Raw genomic sequence first — 26,497 nt, 5'->3', positions numbered from 1 at the left:
GGAAGTTGTTAAAGCAATTTCACATGAAGTGATTATTATACGCAAGGGAGAAATATTTGAACATGATTCTGCTGTCGTTTTTTTCTTCTCCGCTAAATTCCTACACATAAAGCTTGATGTTTGCAGACTTTGCATTAAAATCCACGTGCTTATAGATCATAAGCTTAAGTTATACCGGCTCTTCCTTATAAGAAATTTTCTCCACTAACAGTTTTACGCTTTTTGTGATCAGTTTAAATGTTTCATTACTTATAATATTGTGATGTAATTTGCACTGTCATACCGATAATTTTGATTTCAGCGTATCTCGAGAGTATGTTACAAGTTGGCAGAGGAAAGCATTATCACGCTTTCTTCAAATTTTTAAGTAGCTTCTGTATTTATAATGGAATTTGATCGTTTATAAGTAATAACATTAAATTGTGCGGATAATCCGTTATAGAGAAGGATTTTTCCCACGAGTGGTTCGCCAATATTTGTGATGAGTTTAATAGCTTCCATTGCTTGGAGTGTTCCGATAACTCCCGGTACAACACCAATGATTCCGGTTTCAGCACATGTTGAGAGAATGCCAGGAGCTGGCGGATTGGGAAATAAGTCACGATAATGAGGATTATTGTCTTTATAAGGCATGAGCACGGTCAATGAACCGTTAAAACGTTCTACAGCACCGCTTATTAAAGGTTTTTTGCATTGAGCGGCATGATCAGCAAGCAAATAACGCGTGGTAAAATTATCACATCCATCAACAATGATGTGGTAGGCGTTGAGGAGTCTATCCACATTACTTTTATCCAAACGTATGTTATGTTTTTTAACTGTAACATGGGGGTTTATGGCTTTTATAAAAGCTTTAGCGCTATCCGTTTTGCAGTGATGAATTGTGCTGGTTTTATGAATAACTTGGCGTTGTAAATTAGAAAGCGAAACGATATCATCATCAACAATTCCAAGGAAACCAACACCTGCGGCAGCTAAATAGGTTAAGATAGGAGCACCAAGTCCACCAGCGCCAACAACAAGAACACGGGCAGCTTTAAGCTTTTGTTGTCCCGCTCCACCAATTTCAGGTAAAATAATGTGACGTGCATAGCGTTCGATTTCTTCACTACTTAATTTTATATCAGCATCTTGTCTCATGAGCTTTCTCTTGTCATAGTTTTTTTATTATTTACTGAGTTTATGGCGCATAGACCAGTCCGCTTTTACTATAGGGAGGTTTTATTCATGAAAATTGCCATTCAGATGGATCATATTTCAACCATTCAGATTCAAGGTGATACGACATTTGCACTTGCTTTAGCAGCGCAAGAACGCGGTCACTCTCTTTTTCATTATACACCAGAGCGTTTATCTATGCGCGATGGTTGTGTGATTGCATGGCTGGAATCATTAACGGTACGTGATGAAGAAGAAAACCATTATCAATTAGGCAAGCCTTGTCGTACACAATTGATAGATATGGATGTGATTCTTTTACGCCAAGATCCTCCCTTTGATCTCAATTATATTACCACAACACATTTGTTAGAACGCATTCATTCTCAAACGCTTATTGTGAATAATCCAGCATGGGTGCGCAATAGTCCAGAAAAAATTTTTGTAACAGAATTTCCTGATTTGATGCCAGAGACTTTAGTTACCAAAGATATTGAAGAAATTATGGCTTTTAGAGACACATTTGGTGATATTATTGTGAAACCACTTTATGGCAATGGGGGGGCTGGTGTTTTCCATTTGAAACAGGATGATCGTAATTTAGCAGCACTTTTAGAAATGTTTGGACAAATTTATCGCGAACCTTTTGTTGTTCAGCGCTATTTAGAGGCAGTACGAAAAGGGGATAAACGCATTATTTTGCTTGATGGTACACCTGTAGGGGCAATTAATAGGATTGCCGCAGAAACGGATGTTCGCTCAAACATGCATGTTGGAGGTCGTGCAGAAAATGTTGAGTTAACAAAACGTGATTATGAAATTTGTAAACGTATTGGTTCGACTTTAAAGGAACGCGGACTTCTTTTTGTGGGCATTGATGTGATTGGAAATTATATAACAGAAATCAATGTGACATCTCCTACTGGAATTCGTGAAATTAAACGTTTTGGTGGTACAGATGTTGCGCATCTTTTCTGGGATGTTGTTGAGTGCAAACGTTCAAATTAAACTTATTTGGACAAAGAGTTCAAACATGCTTTTTTTAAATGAACAATGTTACTTTTTTATATGTTATACTGCAAATATAGACTAGAATTGAAATTATCATTAAAGGCAAGAGAATTTGATTCATATTTTTAAGGAGTTTATAAATGAGTAGATTTTTATCAGTTGGGGTGGGGCTGATTTTCATGGTATTGTTCTCAATGAATGTGAGCAATGCACGTGATCAAATTCAGATGACTGGTTCATCTACAGTTTTGCCTTATCAGAAGATTGTTGCGGAAGCATTTGGAGAAATGTATCCCCAATTTAAGGTGCCGGTTATCGAATCCGGTGGAACAGGAGCTGGTATCAAAGAATTTTGCCGTGGCATTGGGGAGAACGCCATTGATATCGTTAATGCTTCGCGGGCAATGAAGCTTAGTGAACTACAATCTTGTTTTAATGCTGGTGTAAAAGATGTTGAAGAGATTCGCATAGGGTATGATGGTATTGTTTTTGCAACAGATATAAATGGTCCTGATTGGAAATTGCAACCAGTAGATGTTTATAGGGCGCTTGCTGCTCAGATTATGAGAGACGGAAAATTGCAGACTAATAATGTTTCGAAATGGAGTGAAGTCAACAGTGCTCTTCCTGATTGGACGATAGCAGCTTATATTCCTGGAGAGAAGCATGGAACGCGTGAAGTTTTTGAAGAGAAATTGTTAGCTGCAGGCTGTAAGGAGAGTGGAGCAGTGGATGCGATGAAATCTTTAGGGATGGATGATAAGGCAATACATGCAGCGTGCATTGCTGTGCGTAAGGATGGTAAAGCCATTGATATTGATGGTGATTATTCTGAAACATTTGCGCGTCTTACTTCTAATAAAACAGGAGTTGGTGTTTTTGGTTTATCTTTTTATCAAAATAATGCCGATAAGCTAAAGGTTGCGAATGTTAATGGTGTTGCACCAACTGTTGAAACAATCTCTAATGGTCAATATCCAGTTTCTCGTCCACTATTTTTCTATATTAAAAAAGTGCATTTAGGAATTACTCCGGGGTTACGAGAATATGTTGATTTTTTTCTTTCTGAACAAATGATGAGTCCAGATAGCCCTTTGGCTGAATATGGTTTGATTATTGCTTCTGAAAAAGAGCGCCAAGCGCAGCGTTCCGCTTTTTCTACTGGTCGTGTTATGACGTTGAAATAATTTTCTAGATTTGTCAGTATAGATATTTCTTTACTGCTTTTTTATAAACATTGAAAGAAAATATGCACATTTCCTTCATTATTTTTCTATTATTGATTCTTGGATTTGTTGGCTTTTGTTTTTCTTATATACGTGCCCGCACTCTTGAATATGCACAATATAAGATGCATTCTCGTGCGTGTTATTATGGGTGGTGGACATTTTTAATGACGGTTATTCCACCTCTTGTTTTTTTAATTTTTTGGGATGGTGGAAGTGCAATTTATTTAGAGTATTATGCTTCTCGAGAAGTTGAGGCATATAGTGCACAGATAACAGAGCTTATGAATCATGACCTACTTTGGGGAACACTTCGAAGTTTGGTTAAAACGCTGCATCGCTTTGAGGAGGAACTTGCTAGCGCTTCGTATGAAGAAGTGCGGGCACAGTTATTCGCAAAAGGATTGATTTTACCTTATGAAGCATCAGATGATATGTTAAGGATAGCACAATCGTGGATATCTTCTTCTAAAAAGCTTCAACTTATTGGTCATATTTTTCTTTTTGTTATTGCATCCTTTGGCTTAATTTGTGGAATGATGCAAATTGCTCCACATCATCGCGCGCGCAATAAGGTTGAATGTTTGATTGTTATTGGGTTGGCTTGTGCATCTATTATTGCAGTTTTGACAACAATAGCCATTGCACTTTCCATGTTCTTTCAGACGGTGAGTTTTTTTCAGTCTGTATCCTTTTCAAATTTCTTTTTTGGAACAGTTTGGGATCCGCGTTTTTCAGCGGGAAGTTCGGGGGATGGTGTGGGACAATTTGGTTTAATTCCACTGCTTGCTGGCACACTTTACATTGCATTTGTCGCAATGGTTTTTGCTGTGCCAATAGGATTATTTTCTGCTCTTTATATGGCGGAATATGCTTCGTCTCGATTGCGCTCAATAATAAAACCATTATTGGAAGTTCTTGCTGGTATTCCAACCATTGTTTATGGTTTTTTTGCTTTGAAGGTTGTTGGGCCATTTTTACGTGATCTTTCTGTTTCTCTTTCTGGTGATGCTGGTTTTATTATGGCTCAGAGTGTTTTAACCGCTGGAGTTGTGATGGGAATTATGTTGATACCTTTTGTTTCCTCTTTGTCGGATGACGTTATTACAGCTGTTCCACGCATTTTACGCGAAGGTTCTTATGGTTTAGGAGCAACGCAATCGGAAACGATTAAAAAAGTGGTTATACCAGCAGCGCTTCCAGGGATTATGGGAGCAATTTTATTGACAGCCTCACGTGCAATTGGAGAAACGATGATTGTAGTTTTGGCAGCAGGTGTTGCAGCGAACTTAACGCTTAGTCCATTTGAAGCGATGACCACGATGACAGTTAAGATTGTGAATCAATTGACCGGTGATCTTGAATTTAATTCTCCCCAAACTCTTGTTGCTTTTGCTTTAGGGATGACACTCTTTATTATGACTCTTTTGATGAATATTTTTGCTCTTTATATCGTGCGTAAATACCGGGAACAATATGAATGAATGAAGATTTTCTTTTTCTCCGTCGCAATATTGGACTCAAACGTCGATATTGGGCTGAACGTCGTTTCCGCGCTTATGGTATCATTGCTATTTTTATTGGTTTGTTTTTTTTATTTGCGCTTTTGTGGTCTATTATTAGTCAAGGTTATACGGCGTTTTTTCAAAGTGAAATGACCTTATCGATTTATTTGGATGAGAAAATTATTGATCCAAGTGGTCAGCGTTTGACAAAACCACAAATACTTATAACGGCCAATTATTCTCTTCTTGTACGCAATGCTTTAGTGAAAAAGCTTGGTATAGATCAAAATGATCGGGCAGTACTACGGGATATTAGCCGTATGTTTTCAAATAGTGTACGTGTTCAACTGCGTGAAATGGTGACAAAAAATCCACAGTTGATTGGTACAATACAAAAAATCAAAGTCTTGATGGCAGCGGACATTGATTCTGCTTATAAGGGACAAATTGATTTGCATGTAGCAGAAAAAAATCGCAAAGTTTCTAATCGCCAAATAGAATGGATGAAACGCTTAGCCGGTGATGGCACGCTTTATAAAACATTTAATTTTGGTTTTTTTACATTTGGTGGCTCAAGTCGACCTGAGACTGCGGGATTAGGTGTTGCAATCATTGGTTCTTTTTACATGATAGCTATAGTTCTATTGCTTTCACTTCCCATAGGAATAGCAACTGCAGTTTATTTAGAAGAATATGCACGCAAAAATAAATTTACAGATTTTATAGAGGTGAATATCAATAATCTTGCCGCGGTTCCTTCGATTGTTTTTGGTCTATTAGGGCTTTCTGTTTTTATTAATTTTTTGGGGTTACCACGTTCCGCCTCTTGTGTTGGTGGACTTGTTCTAGCTCTTATGACGCTGCCAACAATTATTATTGCCACCCGTTCTGCTTTGCGGGCTGTTCCTCTTTCTATTCGCTCAGCTGCTTTAGGTTTAGGGGCATCAAAAACACAAATGGTTTTTCACCATGTTATTCCTTTAGCGGCTCCTGGTATTTTGACTGGTACAATTATTGGTATGGCGCAGGCTTTGGGTGAAACGGCTCCTTTGCTTTTAATTGGAATGGTTGCTTTTGTTGTCAATATTCCTACCACTCCCATGGATCCAGCAACAGCTTTGCCTGTTCAAATTTTTATGTGGGCTGGTGAAGCAGAGCGTGCCTTTGTTGAAAAGACATCAGGTGCTATTATCGTATTAATGACTTTTCTTGCGATTATGAATATTTCTGCGGTTTTTTTACGTCGACGATTTGAACGACGCCAATAATTTCAATAAAACAGTCATTTCGATAAATATTTATTTCTGTAAGATTTATGTTTTAAAATAAAGTGAGTTTTTGTCATGAAAATTAAAATGCGTGGTCAGGATGTAAGGGTTTTTTATGGGGGGAAAGAAGCACTTCATGGTATTACTCTTGATATTCCTGAACATCAGGTCACGGCTTTGATAGGTCCTTCAGGATGCGGAAAGTCGACTTTTTTACGTTGTTTTAATCGTATGAATGATATCATTGATGACGCTAAAATAACGGGTCTTATTACCTTGGATGGGAACAATATTTATGATCAGAGGATTGATGTTGTAGAGTTACGCGCCCGGGTAGGGATGGTTTTTCAAAAGCCCAATCCTTTTCCAAAATCTATATTTGAGAATGTTGCCTATGGTCCACGCATTCATGGTTTAGTAAAATCACGTGCTGAATTGCATGATGTGGTTGAAAAGAGTTTGAGGCAGGCAGGTTTATTTGAGGAAGTAAAAGATCGTCTTCATGAGGCGGGCACAAGTTTATCAGGAGGGCAGCAACAACGTTTATGTATTGCGCGTGCGATCGCCATTAGTCCTGAAGTTATTTTGATGGATGAGCCCTGTTCAGCTCTTGACCCAATTGCGACGGCACGGATTGAAGAGCTTATCGATGCATTACGACAAAATTATACAATTGTTATTGTGACACACTCCATGCAACAGGCAGCGCGTGTTTCTCAATATACAGCTATGTTTCATTTAGGGCATTTGGTAGAAGTTGGCGCGACTGAGATGATTTTCACTTCACCAAAAGAACAACGTACGCAAGATTATATTACGGGGCGTTTTGGATAGGTGAATTGAGGAGTATAAAATATGTCTATGAACCATATTGTTCGTTCTTATGATACAGAATTAAAATATTTGAAAGCAAGGATTACAGAAATGGGTAATCACGCGCAAGGCATGATTGAACGTTCTGTTGCATCGATTGTCTGTAGTGATCTTCAACTTGCAACAGAAGTTATTGCTGATGATTTGTTTTTAGATGAAGCAGAACGTGATATTGATGAGAAGGCCATTACGATTATTTGTAAACGTCAACCTATGGCTGTTGATCTGCGTGAAATTATTGGAGCTATTCGTATTTCTTCTGATCTTGAGCGGATTGGTGACATGGCCAAAAACATTGCAAAGCGAACGGTCGCACTTTCACAAACACATCAATCTGCTGCGTTTTACCATGGGCTTGAAACAATGACCGCTTTAGCACTTAGTCAGTTAAAGGAAGTGTTGAGTGCTTATACAAGCCGTTTATTGGAGCGTGTTGATGCCGTACGTGAGCGTGATGGTAAAATTGATGCTCTTTATACTTCTCTTTTTCGTGAGCTTTTAACCTATATGATGGAGGATATGCGCAATATTACGGTCTGTACACATTTACTTTTTTGTTTAAAAAATATTGAACGAATTGGTGATCATGTTACCAACATTGCGGAAATGTTACATTATATCATAACGGGTTATCATATGTCTTTTGAGCGTCCTCGTGATGATCTTACCTATAAGGTTGGGGTAGGTGAGAAGAAAATAGATTAACATTTTTCTTTTCAATTTATAAAATTCTTTTTAGCTTTTAGATTAAGTAAATATAATTGATGTTGGTTATAAGAGAAATATTATAGCACGTGTAAAGAAGCAGAGAGATCAGCTTTTCAAGCTGATATGACGGATTTTAATTCTTAATTTGACAGATTTGGATATTGGGTGGTATTGTTGTGCTATTTTAACCGGAGGGGAAAGTTTTCTCTTCATTATGTTTAAATGTTTATGAGGGGATATTTGTGTTGGTTTCACCAATATTGATATAAACAGTTTTAATACTTCAATTTTTTCGTCTGTAGAATTATTATTGGAGGTTTTTTGAAGATGTGTTATTTTTTGCTTTTTAGAGTGTAAAAGTTGATATTGTTTGGCTGTATTTAGCCATTAAAAATAACAGTATTTATCTGTAAATTAAGGCTTTTTTTATTTTTTATTGAGTATAAATGCCTTTTAATTACTCCTTGTATTAAAATTTTACTAAGTTGTAACAATTAACCGTGTACTTTCTTTAAGGATACATTTAAAACGCGTTCAAGTTCTGAGTACTTCAAAGATATGGGGATGTATTATATAAAATGAAAAAAAAATTCTGGACTGTTTTTGTAACTTGTTTTTTAGCACCATTTGTTATTGTGGGATGTGTTTCGGATCATTTTAGTGTTGAGAACGTGAATGAGAAGAAGAAGGCAAAAACAGTAATCTATCCACTGACCGAACGTCAATGCCTTATGCGTGCAATGTATTTTGAATCAAATCGTTCCAGTCGTGAAGGAATGATTGCCGTTGGCACTGTTGTTATGAATCGTGTTAATTCAAGTGCTTACCCAAAAACGATTTGCGGTGTTGTTGGTCAGTATAAGCAGTTTGCTCCTGGTGTTTTAACGCGTCCTATGACAGAGTCTGCATCTGTTGATCGTGTTAAAGAAGCTGCAGATGCTGTTTTACGCGGCGAACGGGATAAGAAACTTAAAAACGCTAAGTTTTTTCATACTGCGGGTTTATCTTTCCCTTATAAAAACATGTACTATGTTCGTATTGCAGGAGGAAATGCGTTTTATGAAAAACGTTCACGTGATGGATCTCTTCAAGTTCCCACGAATGATCGCCCCTATGATGTTGCTTATGCTTTTGTTCAAGAACGTTCTGGAAATGCGCCAAGTTTTATCGATATTGGCTTGTCAAGCACACGCATAAAAGCAGAGAAAAAACAAAATACATCTTCTTCGATAGAGGTGGCGCAAGCAGACATGGTGCGCCCTCAGTCTTTTTTTACAGTACAACTTGATAAAGTTCCCATTCCCACATCAGCACCTCATCGTATAGAGAAAGAAGGGGAAAGCAGAGCGATTATCGCCTATGCTACGCCTTCATCAGAGCAGTTAAGTGCAATTGTTACAGTATTAGAAAAACGGTACAGAAGCCGGTAATTTTCACAACCAAAGTAAAGGATATTGGTAATGTACTTTGATATTCATGAGTCAATTTCGCCTGAAATGCTTAATCGTCTTGCAGAAATTACGGTAAAAGTCGGGTTGAATTTACAAGAGGGACAAGATCTTGTTCTGACTTCTCCAGTTTCAGCATTACCTTTTGTTCGGCGTATTGCCTATCATGCTTATAAGGTTGGTGCTGGTGTGATTACACCACTTTTTAGTGATGATATGTTATCGCTTACACGTTTTGAGAATGCTCATACTGCTAGTTTTGATTGTGCACCTGCTTGGTTGTATGAGGGAATGGCGAAGGCTTTTGAAAATGGAGCTGCGCGTTTAGCGATTGTTGGTGATAATCCTTTGCTCCTTTCTCATCAAGATTTTGATAAAGTTTCACGTTTAAATAAAGCTACTTCAATAGCTTACCAGCCAGCTCTTAAGCAAATATCAAATTTTGCTATGAATTGGTCGATTGTTTCTTATCCAACAACAGGGTGGGCTGAAGCAATGTTTTCTGCTTTACCACTTCATGAAGCAATTAAAAAATTAGCTGATGCAATTTTTTCTGCTTCCCGTGTTACAGAAGAGGACCCAATAGATGCGTGGGCTATTCATAACGCAACTTTGAAACAACGGTCATCTTGGCTTAATGAGCAGCGTTTTTCAGCTTTACATTTTACAGGACCAGGTACTGATTTAAGAGTTGGGTTAGCGGATGATCATGAATGGCATGGTGGTGCATCAGTTGCAAAAAATGGTGTTGTCTGCAATCCTAATATTCCAACAGAAGAAGTATTTACCACGCCTCATGCTCATAAAGTTGAAGGGTTTGTTCGTTCTACAAAGCCTCTTTCCTATCAAGGAGCACTCATTGATAATATTGAGATGCGGTTTGAAGCTGGGCGTATTGTTGATGCACGTGCTTCAACAGGGCAGGAAGTTTTACAACAGGTTTTGCAAAGTGATGAGGGTGCAAGTCGTTTGGGTGAAGTTGCACTTGTCCCACATTCTTCACCGATTTCTGAAAGTGGTTTACTTTTTTATAACACATTATTTGATGAAAATGCTGCATGTCATATTGCTTTAGGGCAGTGTTATTCCAAATGTTTTTTGGATGGAGCCTCATTAACGGCAGAGGAAATTGCAGCACGGGGTGGTAATAAAAGTGTTATTCATATTGACTGGATGATTGGGTCTGGTGAAATTGATATAGATGGCATTACGCAAGATGGTATGAGAGTTCCTGTGTTTCGTAAAGGTGAGTGGGCTTAAATTTTATTTTTTCAAGAGTAGTTGTTGGATAGCGTATAGTAATTTAAGAAAATAGATGCCTGAACTTCCTGAAGTAGAAACAGTTCGTCGTGGACTAGAGCCTGTTGTAACGGGAGCAAAGATATTATCTCTCACGCTTAATCGTAGAGATTTGCGTTTTCCTTTTCCCGAGGCATTTTCTGAGCGACTTACGGGGCACACAATTGTAGAGCTTGGTCGGCGCGCAAAATATTTATTGTTTCATCTTTCACAAGATGAAACGGTTTTAAGTCATTTAGGAATGTCCGGATCATGGCGTGTAGAAGATGCTTTTTTAAGAAAAGCATCTTCTGCTACAGGGAAATTTGTAAAACATGATCACGTTATTATGAATATTCAGGCAAAGGATGGCAAAGTTTATCATCTTATTTATAATGATGTGCGTCGTTTTGGGTTTATGCTTTTAGTAGATACCAGCAAGTTTCATAAGCATCCGCTTTTAAAAAAGCTAGGGATCGAGCCCATGAGTAATGCATTTTCTGGTCGTTATTTACAAAAGGCTTTCACTAATAAAAAAATATCTCTTAAGGGTGTTTTGCTTGATCAGTCTATTGTTGCGGGGCTTGGAAATATTTATGTTTGCGAAGCTCTTTGGCGTAGTCGTTTGTCTCCACAACGCAGTGCATTTACATTGGCATCGGAAACTATGCATGCACGTAAATTTTCAGATTCTTTAGCGCAGAATATACGCGATGTAATTTCTGAAGCTATTTTATCTGGCGGGTCTTCTTTACGTGATTATATGCATGTAGACGGTTCTCTTGGTTATTTTCAACATGCTTTTTCAGTTTATGGACGAGAAGGCAAGGAATGCTTGCAATGTGGAACGCCTATTGTACGTATTTTACAGTCGGGACGTTCAAGTTTTTACTGTTCACAGTGCCAAAAATGAATAAGTTCTCTTGCAAAATCTTATGAGAGGCTTAAAGTCACGTTTATAATTATATAAAGATTGGGTGGCTTTTTTATGCTGAATAAAGTATTAACACATCTTGATGAGAATATAGAAAAAAGCCTTGAACGTCTTTTTTCTCTTTTACGTTTTCAATCGATTTCTACAGACTCGGCTTATAAGGTTGCATGTCGCCAAGCAGCTGATTGGTTAGTAGAGGATTTAAAAACTATTGGATTTGAGGCTTCACGGCGCGATACACCTGGTCATCCAATGGTTGTTGGTCATCACCCCGGTCCTTCGGATGATTGTTTACATGTTTTGTTTTACGGACATTATGATGTTCAACCTGTTGATCCATTGAGTTTATGGGAAGATAATCCATTTACGCCTTCTTTAAAAGAGAGAGATGGAGAAAAAGTTATTTGTGCTCGTGGTGCTTCAGATGACAAAGGTCAGTTGATGACTTTTATTGAAGCGTGTCGTGCATTTAAGAAAGAAACAGGGCAGCTTCCTGTTAAAGTTACTATTTTATGTGAAGGTGAGGAAGAATGTGCTTCTCCTTCTCTTGTTCCTTTTTTGAAAGCAAATAAGGAGGAGCTTAAGGCAGATTGTGCACTGGTTTGTGATACATCTATGTGGGATGCTGACACACCATCTATTGCTCTTTCTCTTCGAGGCATTATGGCAGAAGAGATTATTATTACTGCAGCGAATCGTGATTTGCATTCTGGTTGTTTTGGGGGGGTAGCAGCCAATCCCATTCGTATTTTAGCTAAAGTTTTGGCAGGGCTTCACGACGAAAATAATAAAGTGACGCTTCCTGGTTTTTATGATGGAGTAGAAGAAACACCTCCACATATTTTACAATCATGGAATGCGCTTAATTGTACTGCTGAACATTTGCTTGGTCCTATAGGTCTTTCCGTTTCAGCTGGCGAAAAAGGGCGAAGTATTTTAGAGCTTGTATGGGCACGTCCTACCATGGAAATTAATGGTATTAGTGGAGGTTACGAAGGGGAAGGGATGAAAACGGTTATTGCGTCTCAAGCAAGTGCAAAAGTATCGTGCCGTCTCGTACATAAGCAAGATCCAGAGAAAATACGCCAAGCATTGCGTGATTATGTACGTAGCTCAATTCCCGTTGACTGTACGGTTGAATTTAAGGACCATGGTTCTTCTCCAGCACTTCAGCTTTCCCATGATTCATCTTTTATTAAGACGGCGAAGGATGCTTTATCACAAGAGTGGGGAGTTCCTACTGTATTGACCGCCATGGGGGGCTCGATTCCAATTGTTGCAGATTTTCAGTCAATTCTTAATATGGAAACTGTTTTGGTTGGTTTTGCATTAGCTGATGATTGCATTCATTCGCCTAATGAAAAATATAATTTAAAATCATTTCATAAAGGACAACGGTCTTGGGCCCGTATTCTTGCAGCCTTAGCAAAAAAGGAGGATAGATGACAGAAATCCGCGTTCATCAAGGTGATTTACCAAATTTAGATAATTATAAAACTGATGCCGTTGCGATTGATACTGAAACTTTAGGGCTACAACCATATCGTGATCGTTTATGTGTTGTTCAGCTTTCTTCTGGAGATGGTACTGCTGACATTATACAGATTGCTAAAGGACAAAAGAATGCTCCTAATTTGGTTAAGCTGCTTGAAGATAAGGCAATCACTAAAATATTTCATTTTGGACGTTTTGATCTTGCTATTTTAGCGCATACATTTGGCATTATGCCAGATGTGGTTTTTTGTACGAAAATTGCCTCAAGACTCACGCGTACCTATACGGATCGTCATGGATTAAAGGAAATTTGTGGTGAATTGCTGAATGTGAATATTTCTAAACAACAGCAATCTTCCGATTGGGCTGCTGAGACTTTATCGCGTGCGCAAGTTGAATATGCGGCATCGGATGTTTTATATTTGCATCGTTTAAAAGATATATTTGAAAAACGCTTAAAACGTGAAGAGCGTGAACATGTTGCAAAGGCATGTTTTCAATTTTTGCCCATGAGGGCAAAACTTGATCTTTTGGGATGGGGAGAGGTTGATATTTTTGCGCATCATAGCTGACTTTAAATTCTTTTTAAAAATCAGATTAAGAAGAATTGTTTGATGCAATAAAACATAATACCCATATGTTATGGGTATTATGCTCTTTCGTCTATTTTGATGAGACGTGTTTTTAACATAACTCTTAAGTTTAATGAATGCTATTGCCTTTCAAGATCGCATAATTAGGAATATTTTATAAAAATGTGTTTTTTTGTGTTTATAACAGCCAGTGTGTTTGAAAAAACGAACAATTTTACAGGAAGTCTTTGGTAATGCGAGGGCGATAGGTTAATTAAAGAATGTGTATATTATTACATTTCAACATACTAATTTGTAATAATTTAGCATTTTTATATTGAATAACAATACCGAATAACCTAAGATTTTTTTATTTCAAAATCATTTACTTATACGTCATAAGCGCGGAATTGGTATGTGTAACAACTATTGAGGAAAAGAATAAAATATACCTCTTATGAACCATTTCATGTAAAAGTTATTACAACATTTTGTGTTGGCAAATAGAAGAAGAATACCAGTATTCTAACACTACAATGCATTGACCATTAGAGGATAAGAATAGTCTTTGCTAGAGAAATGAATGAATAAATTGTGTCGTTGATTTTACATCTAACGCTGTATTGTGTTCATTTATTACAAAATTAAGTGATTTTTATGTCAGTATAGCTTGGTAATTCTCATTTATTTAAAAATCAAAGTACTAAAAATTCTCCTTTTATAAGTAAAAAGATCATCTTTCTATGGAAATTTGCAATGAAAGCACTACCATAAAACTCATTATGGATATTATAAAAGGAGAAAGATCTATGAATTTGAAATATATTATTACAGCTTTTGCTACTTTTTTTTCAATCTCTGTAGCACAGGGAGCAAGTTTTTTGAGTGCCCAAAAATTGGGACAGGGAATATCTTCCACTGTTTCTTCTGAGAGTTTTTTTTCTAAGAAACAGTTTAGCGATACTTTATCTGAAGTTTTGCAAACGGAATTTTCTTGTGTTGCTGATAGCCAACAAAAAGCAGCTGTTGAATTGGTACCTGTATCATATTTAGGTAAAAGAAGAGGTTATAGGCCTAAACACCCAAGACCACGGCCAAATCTATTTAATAGAGATCCGATGAGTTATAAATAAGTGAAGAGATAATATCTTAAGAGATATATTTGACTAGCTTTAGAAGGGGCTAGGTGAAGTAGTGTTAAAGCAGTTTTTATTATATTTGTCATGATAATGCTGATTTTTAACAGAACAAATCATTGTATGTAGCATCAAGGGAGCTTTTTTAAGAGGAGCGAATTTTTTGTTTTTTTATGAGTGTATCATTTTTACTACAGATATCTAAAATTGGGGCTCTATATGAAACCAAGTGTTCAAATATTCAGCTATGGAGAGAAATTATGAATATGAAATGGTTAATAACAGCTTCTGCTTTCGCTTTTGTTTCAGCTTCAGCAGCGCATGCAGCAGATGTTATTGTTCCCCCTAGTCCTTCACCTGTTGCACCGGTTGTTATTAATCCAACTTTTTCTTGGACTGGTTTTTACATTGGGGGACAGATTGGCGGTTTTTCGAGTAAAACAAAGATGGATATCCTCACGAACGGAAAAAATGTTCCGGTGAATAATGATTATTTACCTAAACTATCCGGTTTCATGGGGGGACTTTATGCAGGTTCTAATATTGATCTTGGCAATGGTCTTATTTTGGGTGTTGATACAGATATCATTTGGACGGATAAAAATGATACGAAAACAACTCCAGCAGACGAGATTGCTCAAAATCATGTGAATTATGTGAGTAAGATGCTAAAAGACGCTGGTATCGGTATTGGTGATAATGGACTTGAAGCTAATAAGTATACACGATCCCATAGTTTCACTTTTAAAGAGAAGTGGGCTGGCGCTACGCGTGTACGGATTGGTTTTGCTGCTGAACGCATCATGCCTTATGTTGCTGGTGGTATTGCCTATACACAGCTTCAAGATATAGCATCGATATCAATAACACAAAAAGATACGGGTAAAGTTATAGCTTCTGGTAACCTATCTGATGAAACAAAGACATTTGTTGGTTACACCCTTGGCGCTGGTGTTGATTTTGCAATGACCAATCATGTTATCGTTCGTGCGGAATATCGTTACTCGGATTTTGGTAAAAAGAAATTCTCAAACGATAAGTATGAAACTTCTTACAAAACCAATGATTTTCGTGTTGGAGTCGCTTACAAATTTTAACCTATTGATAAACTAAATCCTAAAGGATTCCATTTTTGATGATTCTTTAGTGATTTTACTGTGGTTATATTGTCACATTCCACATATTATTATGTATGTGGAATGGTCCTGTATAATAATTTTAGTAAAAAGAAATTCATAAACGACAGATGATAATTTAGTCATCATATCAATGTCTTACATCATATATAGCTGACAATATTTCCTATAAAATGGAGGTATTAAGGGGTTCTATCTCTCAACGGGACCTTTATTTTGTATAGCTGTGTTATTTTTACTACAGATTTTCTTTGTGTAAGTGTTTAGCATTGTCCTATAAATGAATTAGGAGCAAAATTTATGAATATAAAATCTTTAATAACAACTTCTGTTATCGCTTTGATTTCAGCTTCTGGGGTACAGGCTGCTGATATTGTCGTTCCTCATGAAGCTGCGCCTGTTATCAGTGCCTCTAACTTTTCTTGGACAGGTTTCTATGTTGGAGGTCAAATTGGTGGTTTTTCAAGTAAAATTGACCTAAAAGATAAAGATAAAGACACTTCAGTTTTTAAAAACTTATCACCGAAACTTTCAGGTTTGATTGGTGGTTTTTATGCAGGATCTAACTTTGATCTTGGCAATGGTATTATCTTAGGTGTTGAAACAGATATGATCTGGTCTGGCAAAAAGGATATACAAGTAGCTGCTGGAACTGAAACTAACAAACCTGGAACTGAAACTAAAGCTGATGGAAAGAAAGTAAGTGCTAGAAATTCAGATAACCAAGATGTTACTTCTGTAGCAGAAGCTGTTGGTTTTAAACAGAAATGGGCAGGTGCTACGCGAGTACGTGTTGGTTTTGCTGCTGCTGACCGTATTATGCCTTATGTTGCTGGGGGGGTTGCTTATACACAGCTAGAAGCCGCTTATGGACAAGCAAAGATAGGTGATAAATCTTTTAGTTCAACTTCATCTGATGAAACAGCAACGATGGTTGGTTTCACGATTGGTGGCGGTATTGATTTTGCGGTGACTGATAATGTTCTGTTGCGTGCAGAATACCGTTACTCTGATTATGGTAAAAAGAAGTTTTTTGCAAAAGAAAAAGAATATAATTTCAATACCAATGATTTCCGTGTTGGTGTAGCGTACAAATTCTAATTTTGTAAAAACGAAATTATTATTACAAGACTAATTATTAAAAAGCCCCGCCAAAAACGGGGCTTTTGCTGTTTTTCTATTGTTATATTGTCACATATCTGAATATTATTTTAATATTTCAAGATGTTGTGAAACATTCATTTTGGTAAAAATCATAAATAATAAGAGTAATTTAATCTTGATATCAATTTAATTTATCAGTTCTCATACTAGATAGAGTGATTAACAAGCTCTGTCTTTAACAATTTTTCTCTTTTTATCATTGTGTCATTTCTACTACAGATTTTCTTAGTGTAAGTGTTTAACATTATCCTATAAATGAATTAGGAGCAAAATATGAATATAAAATCTTTAATCATCACTTCTGTTATCGCCTTGATGTCAGCTTCTGTGGCACATGCTGCTGATGTGATCGTTCCTCACGAAGGAGCACCAGCTATTGCTGCTCCTACTTTTCTTGGACAGGTTTCTACATAGATGGTCAGATTGGTGTTTTTTCAAGTAAGGTTAAGGGAACAGATCCGGACACAAAAGAGAGGCTTTTCAAAAAAAAATGGAACACCTCAGCTTTCAGGTTTTGTAGGGGGCATTTATATTGGTTTCAATATAAATCTTAGTCATGGTTTTATTCTAGGGATTGAAACCAATGCCATTTGGGCTAATCGAGGAGATAAAAAAGCTTTGTTTCAAAGATTCTTGATGCTGCTGATGCTTTAGAATTTAATGAAGATCTTAAAGATTCCGGTATTCAATTAAAGGAAACGGAAGAATTTGTAGCAGGTGACACGGGAAAGTATGGTGCTACTTTAAAAGAAAAATGGTCCGGTGCTACGCGGGTGCGTATTGGTTTTGCGGTTATTGATCGCATTATGCCTTATATTACTGGTGGTGTTGCTTATGCACAGATGCAGGAGACCGATTGGTTTTCAGGAACAAAAAAACGATAAATAATAATCTAGGTAAAACAATATCTGGTAATACATTTGATAAAACAAAAATGTTTTTTGGTTTTATCCTTGGTGGCGGTATTGATTTTGCAGTGACTGATAATGTTCTGTTGCGTGCGGAATACCGTTACTCTGTTTATAGTAAAAAGAAGTTTAATAGAGATGGAAACGAAGTTAGCTATAAAACCAATGATCTTCGTGTTGGTATAGCTTACAAATTCTAATTGCTCTAAAGAAAAATCTCTCTAGATCAAAATTAAATTGTTAAAAGGCTTCTTCTTTGATGGAGTCTTTATTTTTTTGTGAATGTGATATTTTTACTACAGATCTTTACAAAGAGATACACTATAAACAACCCGTTTTGGATATTTGGAGATATTTTATGAATACAAAATGTTTAATAACGGTATCTATTTTTGCTTTGATTTCAGCTTCTACAGTGCAGGCAGCTGATGTGGTGATGTCTCATCAACCTCTTACATCATCTGCTCCGTCCAATTTTGTAGTACCTACTTTCACATGGACAGGTTTCTACATAGGTGGTCAAACAAGTGGTTTTTCAAGTAAAACCGATATGAGTATTGTTGGTGAACAGCAAAGCGTACCGCTGAGTAAAGATTTATCACCTAAGCTTTCAGGTTTTGAAGGTGGTTTGTATGCAGGCTCTAATATTGATCTTGGTGATAATTTTGTTTTAGGTATCGATACAGATTTTACTTGGTCTGGAAAAAAACACACAAAAAACATTATCATAGGTGCACCTGATGATACTACAGTGGACGCTTTAGTTGCAAGATCTCGCAGATCAGTGCGATCAGCATCGGGGAATGCGGCGACAAGTACTTTAAGCCTAACAGGTTCAGGGATAGAAACTTCGCCTACGACACCTACGACAGCAGCTCCAGCTCCAGCAAAACCAGTGCAATCAATGGGAGCAACGTCAGGAGGGGTTCCGGGAGTAGCCTCAAGGAGGTCAGGAGCAGCAGATCCAGCAGTATCAGCAAAAGCGCCAGCATCAACACCGGCGTCATCAGCAGCGAAGGCGCCATTAACACTGGCTAGATCATTGACACAAGAATCAGCAGTTGCATCGGGAGCGCATCCAACTAGTGGAGCAAGAGGTGCTAGTGGTAGTGGTGCATCCGGTAGCAGTGCACAGGGTAGTGCTGCACGTGGTGTTCATTCGCAGGGTGCTACATCTCGTGGAGTACAGCGCGGCTCTAGTGGGCATCCACATGGTACGGCTTCTTATCCGCATGCTATGGGTAATAGTCCACATGGCTCTCATTCTCATGGTGTTAACTCTCGTGATGCGCAGAGAGCGGTTGGGCATCGTACACGAGGTACACAAGAGGCAGCTGAGAACGGTTCTAATGTATATGGTATAGAAGAAATGGGAATGTTGGCTTCTGCACTTGGTCTTGAGAACGAGGGTGCAGTTGAAACTTTAAGTCATATTTTTAAACAAAATTGGGTGGGAGCCACACGGATACGTATTGGTTTTGCCGCTGATCGCTTTATGCCTTATGTTGCTGGCGGTATTGCTTATGGACAATTCCACGATACTGTGTCAATATCAGTTAAGAGAGAAGATGGGGGAGTTATTGTTTCTAAGAACTTATCCGATGAAACAAAGACGATGGTTGGTTATACTCTTGGTGGTGGCGTTGATTTTGCAATGCTTGACAATGTTATTTTGCGTGCAGAATATCGTTATTCCGATTTTGGTAAAAAGAAATTTGTAGAAGAAAGACTTGAGATTAAATATAAAACCAATGATTTCCGTGTTGGTGTAGCTTACAAATTTTAATTTGTTTTAAGAATAAATTTTATGAGGCTCCACCAAGAATGGGGCCTTTATTTTTTGAAAAGATCATTTTTGGCTTTTCTTTCTTGATAGTTTCATGATAAAGCCCATAGCATATGATGATACATCTTCTTGATCGCTGCTTTATACGAATGATAAGCTCGGCTTTCCCTATAGATAAAAAACCAGAGTTGCAGGGTTCAGGGAAGTTATGCAAAAATAAAATCGTAAAAGTGGACAGGGATATTTCACAATGACTGTGAAAAATGAAACAATAGATTATTCAAAAACGCTTCATCTACCACAAACAAATTTTCCTATGCGTGCGGGGCTGCCGCAAAAGGAGCTTGAATTAATGGGGCGGTGGGAAGATATGAGGCTTTACGCGCAATTGCGCCAACAAGCAAAAGACCGACCACTTTACATTCTCCATGATGGACCACCTTATGCAAATGGTCATATTCATATCGGTCATGCTTTGAATAAAGTATTAAAAGATGTGATTGTTCGTTCATTTCAAATGCGCGGTTTTAACGCAAATTATGTTCCTGGTTGGGATTGTCATGGGCTTCCGATTGAATGGAAAATTGAAGAAAAATATCGTGCACAAGGGAAAAATAAGGATGATGTACCCCTTAATGAATTTCGGCAAGAATGCCGTGAATTTGCACAGCATTGGATAGCTGTTCAAAGTGAAGAATTTAAACGCCTTGGCGTTATTGGAGATTTTAACACACCCTATACCACAATGGCTTTTCGTGCAGAAGCACGTATTGCTGGTGAACTGATGAAATTTGCTTTGTCAGATCAGATTTATCGTGGTTCAAAGCCTGTAATGTGGTCTGTTGTTGAACGTACAGCTTTAGCAGAAGCAGAGATTGAATATCATGATCATGAATCGGAGGTTATCTGGGTTAAGTTTCCTGTTTTTGAAACAGATTCTAGCGATTTATATGACGCTTATGTCGTGATTTGGACAACAACTCCGTGGACAATTCCAGGGAATCGTGCGGTGAGTTATTCTTCGCAGATTTCTTATGGTGTGTATGAAGTTGAAAGTGCAGAAAATGATTTTGGTCCTAAAGTGGGAGAAAAACTTATTTTTGCTGATGCGTTGGCCATAAATTGTGCAGAAAAAGCAAAACTTATTTTAAAGCGTTTGCGTGTTGTTTCTGCTGACGAGCTGAAAACGCTTGTTCTTTCTCATCCATTAAAAGGTTTTGCTGGAGGGTATAACTATAAGATTGCACTGCTTGATGGCTCGCATGTTACAGAGAGTGCTGGTACAGGCTTTGTTCACACAGCACCAAGCCATGGGCGTGAAGACTTTGAAATTTGGAATAATTATAAATCTTTCTTAGAGCAGATGGGTATTGATCCATCTATACCGTTTCCTGTTGATGATGCTGGTTTTTATACGAAGGATGTTCCTGGTTTTGGTCCAGATCGGGAAGGGGGACCAGCACGCGTGATTGATGATAATGGAAAAATGGGGGATGCCAATAAAGAGGTTATTAATGCTTTAATAAAAGGAGATAGGTTGTTTGCACGTGGTCGTTTAAAGCATTCTTATCCCCACAGTTGGCGTTCAAAAAAACCGGTTATTTTCCGTAATACACCACAATGGTTTATTGCAATGGATAAAGATTTGGGAGATGGTTCAACTTTACGCAGTCGTGCTTTGGAAGCTGTTTCGATGACGTGTTTTGTACCTTCTTCTGGTCAAAATCGTTTAGCTTCTATGATAGCAGAGCGTCCTGATTGGGTTCTTTCTCGTCAGCGTTCTTGGGGTGTTCCTATTTGTATTTTTGCTAATGAAGATGGTGTTGTCCTGAAAGATGAGGGCGTGAATGAGCGTATTTTACAGGCTTTTGAAGCAGAAGGGGCGGATGCATGGTTTGCTGAAGGAGCACGTGAGCGTTTTTTAGGTGATCGTGCGTATGAGCCTTGGGTTCAGGTTCATGATATTCTTGATGTTTGGTTTGATTCTGGAGCGAGCCATAGTTTTGTACTAGAAGATCGGGCTGATTTAAAATGGCCTGCTGATGTTTATTTTGAAGGGTCTGATCAACATCGTGGGTGGTTCCAATCTTCTCTTTTAGAAAGCTGTGGTACGCGCGCTTATCCTCCTTATAAGACGGTGATTACACACGGTTTTACTTTGGATGAAAATGGCAAGAAAATGTCTAAGTCTTTAGGCAATACAGTGGTCCCCCAAGAGATTATTAAGACATCTGGTGCTGATATTTTTCGTCTCTGGGTCATGACAACTGATTATTGGGAAGATCAGCGTTTAGGCAAAAAAATCCTTCAAACCAATGTGGATTCCTATCGTAAACTACGCAATGCAATTCGTTGGATGCTTGGAACTTTAGCGCATGATGATGGAGAAGAAATACCTTATTGTGCACTTCCAGATCTTGAGAAACTTATCTTACATCGACTTTTTGAACTTGATCGATTGGTTAATCGAGCCTATGATGCATTTGATTTTAAAAAGATTATGCGCGCATTATTAGATTTTTCAATCATTGAGTTATCAGCATTTTATTTTGATATACGCAAAGATTCTCTTTATTGTGATGCGCCTTCATCACAAAAACGTAAAGCTTCCTTGCAGGTTGTTCGGGAGATTTTTGAACGAATGGTAACATGGCTTGCTCCAATGTTACCTTTTACGATGGAAGAAGCGTGGTTAGAGCGTTACCCAGAAAGCCAGTCGGTGCATTTAGAACAATTTCATCCAGCACAAGAGGAATGGCAGAATGAAGCTTTGGCTGAACGTTGGAAAAAAATTCGGCAGGTTCGTAAAGTTGTGACAGGTGCTTTAGAGCTCGAACGAGCAGATAAACGTATTGGATCATCTTTAGAAGCCGCACCTGTTGTTTTTATTTCTAATCCCACTTTACTGGAGGCATTAGAAAATTTAGATATGGCGGAAATTTGTATTACCAGTGCCCTAACAATTAAACAGGATCCACCACCAGCAGATGCTTTTACTCTGAGTGATGTGGAAGGTGTAGGTGTGTATTCGGAAAAGGCATTAGGAAAAAAATGTGCGAGGTCATGGCGTTATACACAAGATGTTGGGAGTGATCCGGCTTATCCTGATGTATCTGCTCGTGATGCAGCTGTCTTGCGGGAATTACAAATGCTTGGAAAGCTTTGACATTTTACATTAAAAGGGAAAATATAGTTTTATAAGGAGCATTGTTGCGGTTTAAATTCTGTCATTGATGCTTATAATCTTTTATGATAGTGAGGAAGTTTGTTGTTTTCCGTGGGGGTGAGTTTGTGTGTGGAACAGATCTCCAATAAATACAGGAAGATCGATGAGCCATATACTGAGGAAAATGGGATGAGCAATGAAAAGGTGTGAAGTAAAAATATTTCCGGCAAGCATTTTGGGTATATGCTTTATGTTAACAGGATGCGGCATGTCCGCTCCTACCTATGGTACAGATAAATCAGTTTCATTACAGTTTTTTGAAGATGTTGCTAATCTTGCTTCGTTTACATCGACAAATAATAATAGTCAGCTTGTTATGAAACCTCATCCAAAACTTGTGATACCGAAGTCTGGTTCACGCTTAGTTTTGCCATTGCCGCAGCAAGATGTAGCAGCATCAAAGCAACATTCTGATAGTAGCAGGGTTTCTAATTTGCCCAAAAAACAATCATCAGTTAATGCGTATACCAATGCTGATAGTTCAGACAATATTTCACGGTTGCATGCAAAGCAACGGCAGGAATATTTACGTCGCCAGAGTGCACGAGTGGGGAGTGCAAAGTATCGTCGCTATCTTACTGAGCCACCTTTGAGTTACCGTCAACCAGCAAAGATTGCACCTGCCGGTAAGTAAGAAGAAAAACATTAAAAGAATGTTAGAAAAAATGCTCTGAAAACGCGTTTAGATAAAAAGAGGAGCTCTTAATTTTTAAAGGATTTCTCATATTGTTAAAAGATAGGTGTTAGAGGTAAGAAAAGGAATTTTTTAATACCGTTTTTGTGCAAAAAAATCTTTAAGCAATTGGGCTGCTTCTTTTTCTTTAAAACCAGCATAGATTTCAGGTTTGTGATGACAGGTTGATTGCTGATAAAAGCGTGAGCCATATTCAATAGCACCTCCTTTGGGATCGCTTGCTGCATAATAGAGGCGCCGTATACGTGCAAATGAAATCGCTGCGGCACACATTGCACAAGGTTCAAGGGTAACATATAAGTCGCAATCAGGAAGTCTTTCACTTTGAAGTGCCTCGCAAGCTCTACGGATAACACGCATTTCTGCGTGTCCTGTAGGATCATATGCGGCTTTTATATAATTACCAGCGCGCGCAATGATTGTTTTGCCGCGAGTAATAACGGCACCTACAGGGACTTCATCTTTTTCCTTTGCCCATTGTGCTTCTAAGAGGGCTGTTTCCATGGGAGTCAAAATCATAGAATTCTTTCTACTAAAGTGTAGGGGAGGTGACAAGCTTCTCCACACATAGGAGTATTATAAGGGGAGTATTATAAGGAGCATAGTTTTTTTGAATGTTGCAATAACCTTGTAAGGAAACAGGTATATAATTACTGTTAAAGGATAGAAAATGATAAATGATTGTGTTACTCCTCCTTTTCAGGATAAGCGGTATGGTATGGGGTGATGATTTTTTAAAAGTATTGGCAGAGATTGGTGTAAAGAGCAAATGAGTGAAAACAATGAGAGTGAGCGAATTGCTAAAAGATTAGCACGTTCAGGTGTTGCTTCGCGTCGCGATGCAGAAATGATGATTGTTGCAGGTCGGGTTGTGGTTAATAGTAAAGTTGTGACGACACCTGCTTTGAATGTTACTCTCTCTGATGTTATTAAAGTTGATGGCAAACTTTTGCCTCCCATAGAACGAACACGGCTATGGCTTTACCATAAGCCAGCAGGGTTTGTCACCACCAACCGTGATCCTGAAGGTAGACCGACAGTATTTAGCAATTTACCAAAAGGCATGCCTCGTGTTCTTTCTGTAGGCAGACTTGATATGAATACAGAAGGGCTTTTGCTGTTAACCAATGATGGTGGTTTAGCGCGTGTATTAGAGTTGCCTTTAACAGGATGGGTGCGCAAATATCGGGTTCGTGCGCATGGAAAAGTAAAACAGAGTGCACTTGATAACCTTAAAAATGGCATTGCGGTTGATGGTATTTTCTATGGTTCGATTGAAGCATCGATTGAACGTGAGCAGGGAACAAATATGTGGCTTTCTGTCGCTTTACGTGAAGGAAAAAATCGTGAAATAAAGAAGGTTCTTGGAGCATTAGGATTATCAGTTAATCGTTTAATTCGTATTTCTTATGGTCCATTTCAGCTCTCTGATTTAGCAGAAGGAGCTATTCGTGAGATAAAAGGGCGCATGTTACGTGAACAATTAGGGGAGCGTTTAATTATACAAGCCAATGCAAATTTTGATGCTCCTATTCTGAAACCTTTTTCACATTCTACGGTTGTTGTGGAAAAACAAAGTGGTAAAAATTTTGCTATCAATGATGGTTGGTTTTTTTCAAGTGGGAGTGGTGTACAGCGTAGACAGCAAGGCGGATCTGCAAAACGCAATCAATCGCAATTGGGTACAAAGTCTGATGAAAAATTTATGCGTAAAGATAAGAGTGAGGATGGAAAAGCAGAGCGTTTATTGCCGCGTTCACGCCGTTCTAATGTTTGGATGGCTCCTGGTGCCCGTCCACAAAGTGCGCGTAAGAAGTCTGCTTATAGTGAAAAGTTCTCTCATGAACATAAGAGCAATTTAGCAGATCAAAGATCTTTCTATAAAGCGAAGGAAAAGCCTTCAGATGTTCCGTTGCGGCAAGAAAGGGATACTCGTTTTGATCCAAAACGTGGTAAAAAGTCTTTTGCTGAGACGCGTTTTGATGGCAAAAAAGAGCGTTTTTTAAAGAAAGAAGAAAAGGTTATGAAAGATGGTCATGATGAGCGTTCTTTTAAGAATAAAAAAAGAGGGAAATCATTTGATGGGGGTATAAAAAAATCTAAAGCGTATGGTGGTGAGGCAAAAATAGTGAAGAGATTTGGAGGATCGCGTGCGGATCGTCGGCGGTAAATTTGCTGGGCGTGTTTTGTTTGCACCCGTAGGACAGACTATTCGTCCAACGAGTGATCGTACACGCGAGAGCCTTTTCAATATTCTTGCGAGCCGAGAAGAACAATTTTGGACCAATAAACGTGTTCTTGACCTGTTTGCTGGCACTGGTGCTGTAGGTATAGAGGCTCTGTCACGTGGTGCAAAAGCCGCTGTTTTTGTTGAAAACTCTGTTGAGGGACGTGGACTGATACAAAAAAATATTGAAGCTTTTGACTTGCAATCAAGGGGGCGTATTTTGCGTCGCGATGCAACAAAACTTGGCAATATTGGCACAATGCTTCCATTTGATGTTATTTGTGCAGATCCTCCCTATGGCCATTGTTTAGGAGAGCGTGCTTTTGTGGAAGCGTTGCAAGGAGGGTGGGCAAAAGTTGATACACTTTTTGTACTTGAAGAAAAGAAAGGTGCCATGATTCATTTGCCTGAGATATTTTGTCTCGATGATGAGCGTTTTTATGGTGAGACAGCAATCCTTCTTTATAAATTGCGTTCATAACGCCAGGCTTAAGGAAGTTCTTGTTTTTATCTGGGGTAACAGAAATTATCTTATACCAGTTTTTTATAGAATATTTGCTATATTAGTTTATAGTAGTTTCTTACCAATATAGTATTTCTTATCTGTATGTATATTTTTTTACGTAATTCCTCTAATGAGGCATGGAGAATATTTACGACTTATCCTACTGTCCACGCTTGTTATGGTCATGCGGATAAAGCCTGTAGATCTTCTTATGGAGATTCTTTATAAGCATTGCCGAGA

At 38.2% G+C, this 26,497-nt stretch carries 21 protein-coding genes and 1 pseudogene; 20 read left to right on the top strand and 2 right to left on the bottom strand.

From position 1 onward, the window contains the following. Nucleotides 1-363: 363 nt before the first annotated feature. Nucleotides 364-1,140, bottom strand: coding sequence for a molybdopterin-synthase adenylyltransferase MoeB (locus ABD909_RS04610; protein ID WP_345096790.1), 777 nt, complete (start codon nucleotides 1,138-1,140; stop codon nucleotides 364-366). A gap of 87 nt (nucleotides 1,141-1,227) precedes the next feature. Here ABD909_RS04610 and gshB point away from each other — a divergent pair, with 87 nt between their 5' ends. From gshB to ABD909_RS04520, 18 genes and pseudogenes are all read left to right on the top strand, one after another. Beyond that, nucleotides 1,228-2,166, top strand: a complete 939-nt coding sequence (gene gshB, locus ABD909_RS04605; protein WP_345096789.1) for a glutathione synthase — start codon at nucleotides 1,228-1,230, stop codon at nucleotides 2,164-2,166. A 143-nt stretch (nucleotides 2,167-2,309) separates the two neighbouring features. Further along, entirely contained in the window at nucleotides 2,310-3,356 is a 1,047-nt protein-coding gene (locus ABD909_RS04600; RefSeq protein ID WP_345096788.1) for a substrate-binding domain-containing protein, read from the top strand. Nucleotides 3,357-3,418: 62 nt separating this feature from the next. Then, on the top strand, nucleotides 3,419-4,879 hold the full coding sequence (pstC, locus tag ABD909_RS04595) for a phosphate ABC transporter permease subunit PstC (protein WP_345096787.1): 1,461 nt from the start codon (nucleotides 3,419-3,421) through the stop codon (nucleotides 4,877-4,879). Beyond that, the gene (pstA, locus tag ABD909_RS04590; protein WP_345096786.1) at nucleotides 4,876-6,168 is read left to right on the top strand and encodes a phosphate ABC transporter permease PstA; all 1,293 of its coding nucleotides are present in this window, start codon (nucleotides 4,876-4,878) and stop codon (nucleotides 6,166-6,168) included. Before pstC ends, pstA begins: the two co-directional genes overlap by 4 nt. Before the next feature lie 75 nt (nucleotides 6,169-6,243). Continuing rightward, nucleotides 6,244-7,002, top strand: a complete 759-nt coding sequence (gene pstB / locus ABD909_RS04585; RefSeq protein ID WP_345096785.1) for a phosphate ABC transporter ATP-binding protein PstB — start codon at nucleotides 6,244-6,246, stop codon at nucleotides 7,000-7,002. 21 nt (nucleotides 7,003-7,023) lie between these two features. Next, nucleotides 7,024-7,746, top strand: coding sequence for a phosphate signaling complex protein PhoU (gene phoU, locus ABD909_RS04580; RefSeq protein WP_345096784.1), 723 nt, complete (start codon nucleotides 7,024-7,026; stop codon nucleotides 7,744-7,746). A gap of 581 nt (nucleotides 7,747-8,327) precedes the next feature. Further along, on the top strand, nucleotides 8,328-9,179 hold the full coding sequence (locus ABD909_RS04575; RefSeq protein ID WP_345096783.1) for a cell wall hydrolase: 852 nt from the start codon (nucleotides 8,328-8,330) through the stop codon (nucleotides 9,177-9,179). A gap of 30 nt (nucleotides 9,180-9,209) precedes the next feature. Then, a complete protein-coding gene (locus tag ABD909_RS04570; RefSeq protein WP_345096782.1) occupies nucleotides 9,210-10,457 on the top strand; it encodes an aminopeptidase in 1,248 nt (415 codons plus the stop codon). A 55-nt stretch (nucleotides 10,458-10,512) separates the two neighbouring features. Continuing rightward, a complete protein-coding gene (mutM, locus tag ABD909_RS04565; protein ID WP_345096781.1) occupies nucleotides 10,513-11,388 on the top strand; it encodes a bifunctional DNA-formamidopyrimidine glycosylase/DNA-(apurinic or apyrimidinic site) lyase in 876 nt (291 codons plus the stop codon). Between the two features lie 75 nt (nucleotides 11,389-11,463). Further along, a complete protein-coding gene (locus ABD909_RS04560; protein WP_345096780.1) occupies nucleotides 11,464-12,855 on the top strand; it encodes a dipeptidase in 1,392 nt (463 codons plus the stop codon). Further along, nucleotides 12,852-13,475 (top strand): ribonuclease D, encoded by a 624-nt coding sequence (locus ABD909_RS04555; protein ID WP_345096779.1) that lies wholly within the window; start codon nucleotides 12,852-12,854, stop codon nucleotides 13,473-13,475. The genes ABD909_RS04560 and ABD909_RS04555 overlap by 4 nt, the downstream gene beginning before the upstream one ends. Before the next feature lie 809 nt (nucleotides 13,476-14,284). Further along, on the top strand, nucleotides 14,285-14,608 hold the full coding sequence (locus ABD909_RS04550) for a hypothetical protein (protein ID WP_345096778.1): 324 nt from the start codon (nucleotides 14,285-14,287) through the stop codon (nucleotides 14,606-14,608). Nucleotides 14,609-14,871: 263 nt separating this feature from the next. Further along, nucleotides 14,872-15,708 (top strand): outer membrane protein, encoded by an 837-nt coding sequence (locus tag ABD909_RS04545; RefSeq protein ID WP_345096777.1) that lies wholly within the window; start codon nucleotides 14,872-14,874, stop codon nucleotides 15,706-15,708. Between the two features lie 339 nt (nucleotides 15,709-16,047). Next, entirely contained in the window at nucleotides 16,048-16,848 is an 801-nt protein-coding gene (locus ABD909_RS04540) for an outer membrane protein (RefSeq protein ID WP_345096776.1), read from the top strand. A gap of 336 nt (nucleotides 16,849-17,184) precedes the next feature. Further along, nucleotides 17,185-18,019 (top strand): annotated as a pseudogene (locus ABD909_RS04535) (outer membrane protein). 158 nt (nucleotides 18,020-18,177) lie between these two features. After that, on the top strand, nucleotides 18,178-19,605 hold the full coding sequence (locus tag ABD909_RS04530) for an outer membrane protein (RefSeq protein ID WP_345096775.1): 1,428 nt from the start codon (nucleotides 18,178-18,180) through the stop codon (nucleotides 19,603-19,605). Between the two features lie 250 nt (nucleotides 19,606-19,855). Further along, complete coding sequence (gene ileS / locus ABD909_RS04525) at nucleotides 19,856-22,771, top strand: isoleucine--tRNA ligase (RefSeq protein WP_345096774.1); 2,916 nt, start codon at nucleotides 19,856-19,858, stop codon at nucleotides 22,769-22,771. Between the two features lie 196 nt (nucleotides 22,772-22,967). Next, the gene (locus ABD909_RS04520) at nucleotides 22,968-23,465 is read left to right on the top strand and encodes a hypothetical protein (RefSeq protein WP_345096773.1); all 498 of its coding nucleotides are present in this window, start codon (nucleotides 22,968-22,970) and stop codon (nucleotides 23,463-23,465) included. Nucleotides 23,466-23,597: 132 nt separating this feature from the next. Here the strand turns inward: ABD909_RS04520 and ABD909_RS04515 are convergent, their stop codons facing one another. Beyond that, complete coding sequence (locus ABD909_RS04515; RefSeq protein ID WP_345096772.1) at nucleotides 23,598-24,044, bottom strand: nucleoside deaminase; 447 nt, start codon at nucleotides 24,042-24,044, stop codon at nucleotides 23,598-23,600. A 250-nt stretch (nucleotides 24,045-24,294) separates the two neighbouring features. Here ABD909_RS04515 and ABD909_RS04510 point away from each other — a divergent pair, with 250 nt between their 5' ends. Both ABD909_RS04510 and rsmD read left to right on the top strand, forming a co-directional pair. Beyond that, entirely contained in the window at nucleotides 24,295-25,695 is a 1,401-nt protein-coding gene (locus tag ABD909_RS04510; protein ID WP_345096771.1) for a pseudouridine synthase, read from the top strand. Continuing rightward, nucleotides 25,676-26,233, top strand: coding sequence for a 16S rRNA (guanine(966)-N(2))-methyltransferase RsmD (gene rsmD / locus ABD909_RS04505; protein ID WP_345096770.1), 558 nt, complete (start codon nucleotides 25,676-25,678; stop codon nucleotides 26,231-26,233). Before ABD909_RS04510 ends, rsmD begins: the two co-directional genes overlap by 20 nt. Nucleotides 26,234-26,497 lie beyond the last annotated feature (264 nt).

The organism is Bartonella acomydis (assembly GCF_039543025.1).
Taxonomy (GTDB): Bacteria; Pseudomonadota; Alphaproteobacteria; order Rhizobiales; family Rhizobiaceae; genus Bartonella; species Bartonella acomydis.
Note: the sequence above shows the minus strand (reverse complement) of the source record. Positions and strands in the feature narration are given on the sequence as shown.

Excerpts from the sequence above, each read along its gene's own strand:
- ABD909_RS04610 (WP_345096790.1), bottom strand. The coding sequence starts at position 1,140 with ATGAGACAAGATGCTGATATAAAATTAAGTAGTGAAGAAATCGAACGC.
- gshB (WP_345096789.1), top strand. The coding sequence starts at position 1,228 with ATGAAAATTGCCATTCAGATGGATCATATTTCAACCATTCAGATTCAA.
- ABD909_RS04600 (WP_345096788.1), top strand. The coding sequence starts at position 2,310 with ATGAGTAGATTTTTATCAGTTGGGGTGGGGCTGATTTTCATGGTATTG.
- pstC (WP_345096787.1), top strand. The coding sequence starts at position 3,419 with ATGCACATTTCCTTCATTATTTTTCTATTATTGATTCTTGGATTTGTT.
- pstA (WP_345096786.1), top strand. The coding sequence starts at position 4,876 with ATGAATGAAGATTTTCTTTTTCTCCGTCGCAATATTGGACTCAAACGT.
- pstB (WP_345096785.1), top strand. The coding sequence starts at position 6,244 with ATGAAAATTAAAATGCGTGGTCAGGATGTAAGGGTTTTTTATGGGGGG.
- phoU (WP_345096784.1), top strand. The coding sequence starts at position 7,024 with ATGTCTATGAACCATATTGTTCGTTCTTATGATACAGAATTAAAATAT.
- ABD909_RS04575 (WP_345096783.1), top strand. The coding sequence starts at position 8,328 with ATGAAAAAAAAATTCTGGACTGTTTTTGTAACTTGTTTTTTAGCACCA.
- ABD909_RS04570 (WP_345096782.1), top strand. The coding sequence starts at position 9,210 with ATGTACTTTGATATTCATGAGTCAATTTCGCCTGAAATGCTTAATCGT.
- mutM (WP_345096781.1), top strand. The coding sequence starts at position 10,513 with ATGCCTGAACTTCCTGAAGTAGAAACAGTTCGTCGTGGACTAGAGCCT.
- ABD909_RS04560 (WP_345096780.1), top strand. The coding sequence starts at position 11,464 with ATGCTGAATAAAGTATTAACACATCTTGATGAGAATATAGAAAAAAGC.
- ABD909_RS04555 (WP_345096779.1), top strand. The coding sequence starts at position 12,852 with ATGACAGAAATCCGCGTTCATCAAGGTGATTTACCAAATTTAGATAAT.
- ABD909_RS04550 (WP_345096778.1), top strand. The coding sequence starts at position 14,285 with ATGAATTTGAAATATATTATTACAGCTTTTGCTACTTTTTTTTCAATC.
- ABD909_RS04545 (WP_345096777.1), top strand. The coding sequence starts at position 14,872 with ATGAATATGAAATGGTTAATAACAGCTTCTGCTTTCGCTTTTGTTTCA.
- ABD909_RS04540 (WP_345096776.1), top strand. The coding sequence starts at position 16,048 with ATGAATATAAAATCTTTAATAACAACTTCTGTTATCGCTTTGATTTCA.
- ABD909_RS04530 (WP_345096775.1), top strand. The coding sequence starts at position 18,178 with ATGAATACAAAATGTTTAATAACGGTATCTATTTTTGCTTTGATTTCA.
- ileS (WP_345096774.1), top strand. The coding sequence starts at position 19,856 with ATGACTGTGAAAAATGAAACAATAGATTATTCAAAAACGCTTCATCTA.
- ABD909_RS04520 (WP_345096773.1), top strand. The coding sequence starts at position 22,968 with ATGAAAAGGTGTGAAGTAAAAATATTTCCGGCAAGCATTTTGGGTATA.
- ABD909_RS04515 (WP_345096772.1), bottom strand. The coding sequence starts at position 24,044 with ATGATTTTGACTCCCATGGAAACAGCCCTCTTAGAAGCACAATGGGCA.
- ABD909_RS04510 (WP_345096771.1), top strand. The coding sequence starts at position 24,295 with ATGAGTGAAAACAATGAGAGTGAGCGAATTGCTAAAAGATTAGCACGT.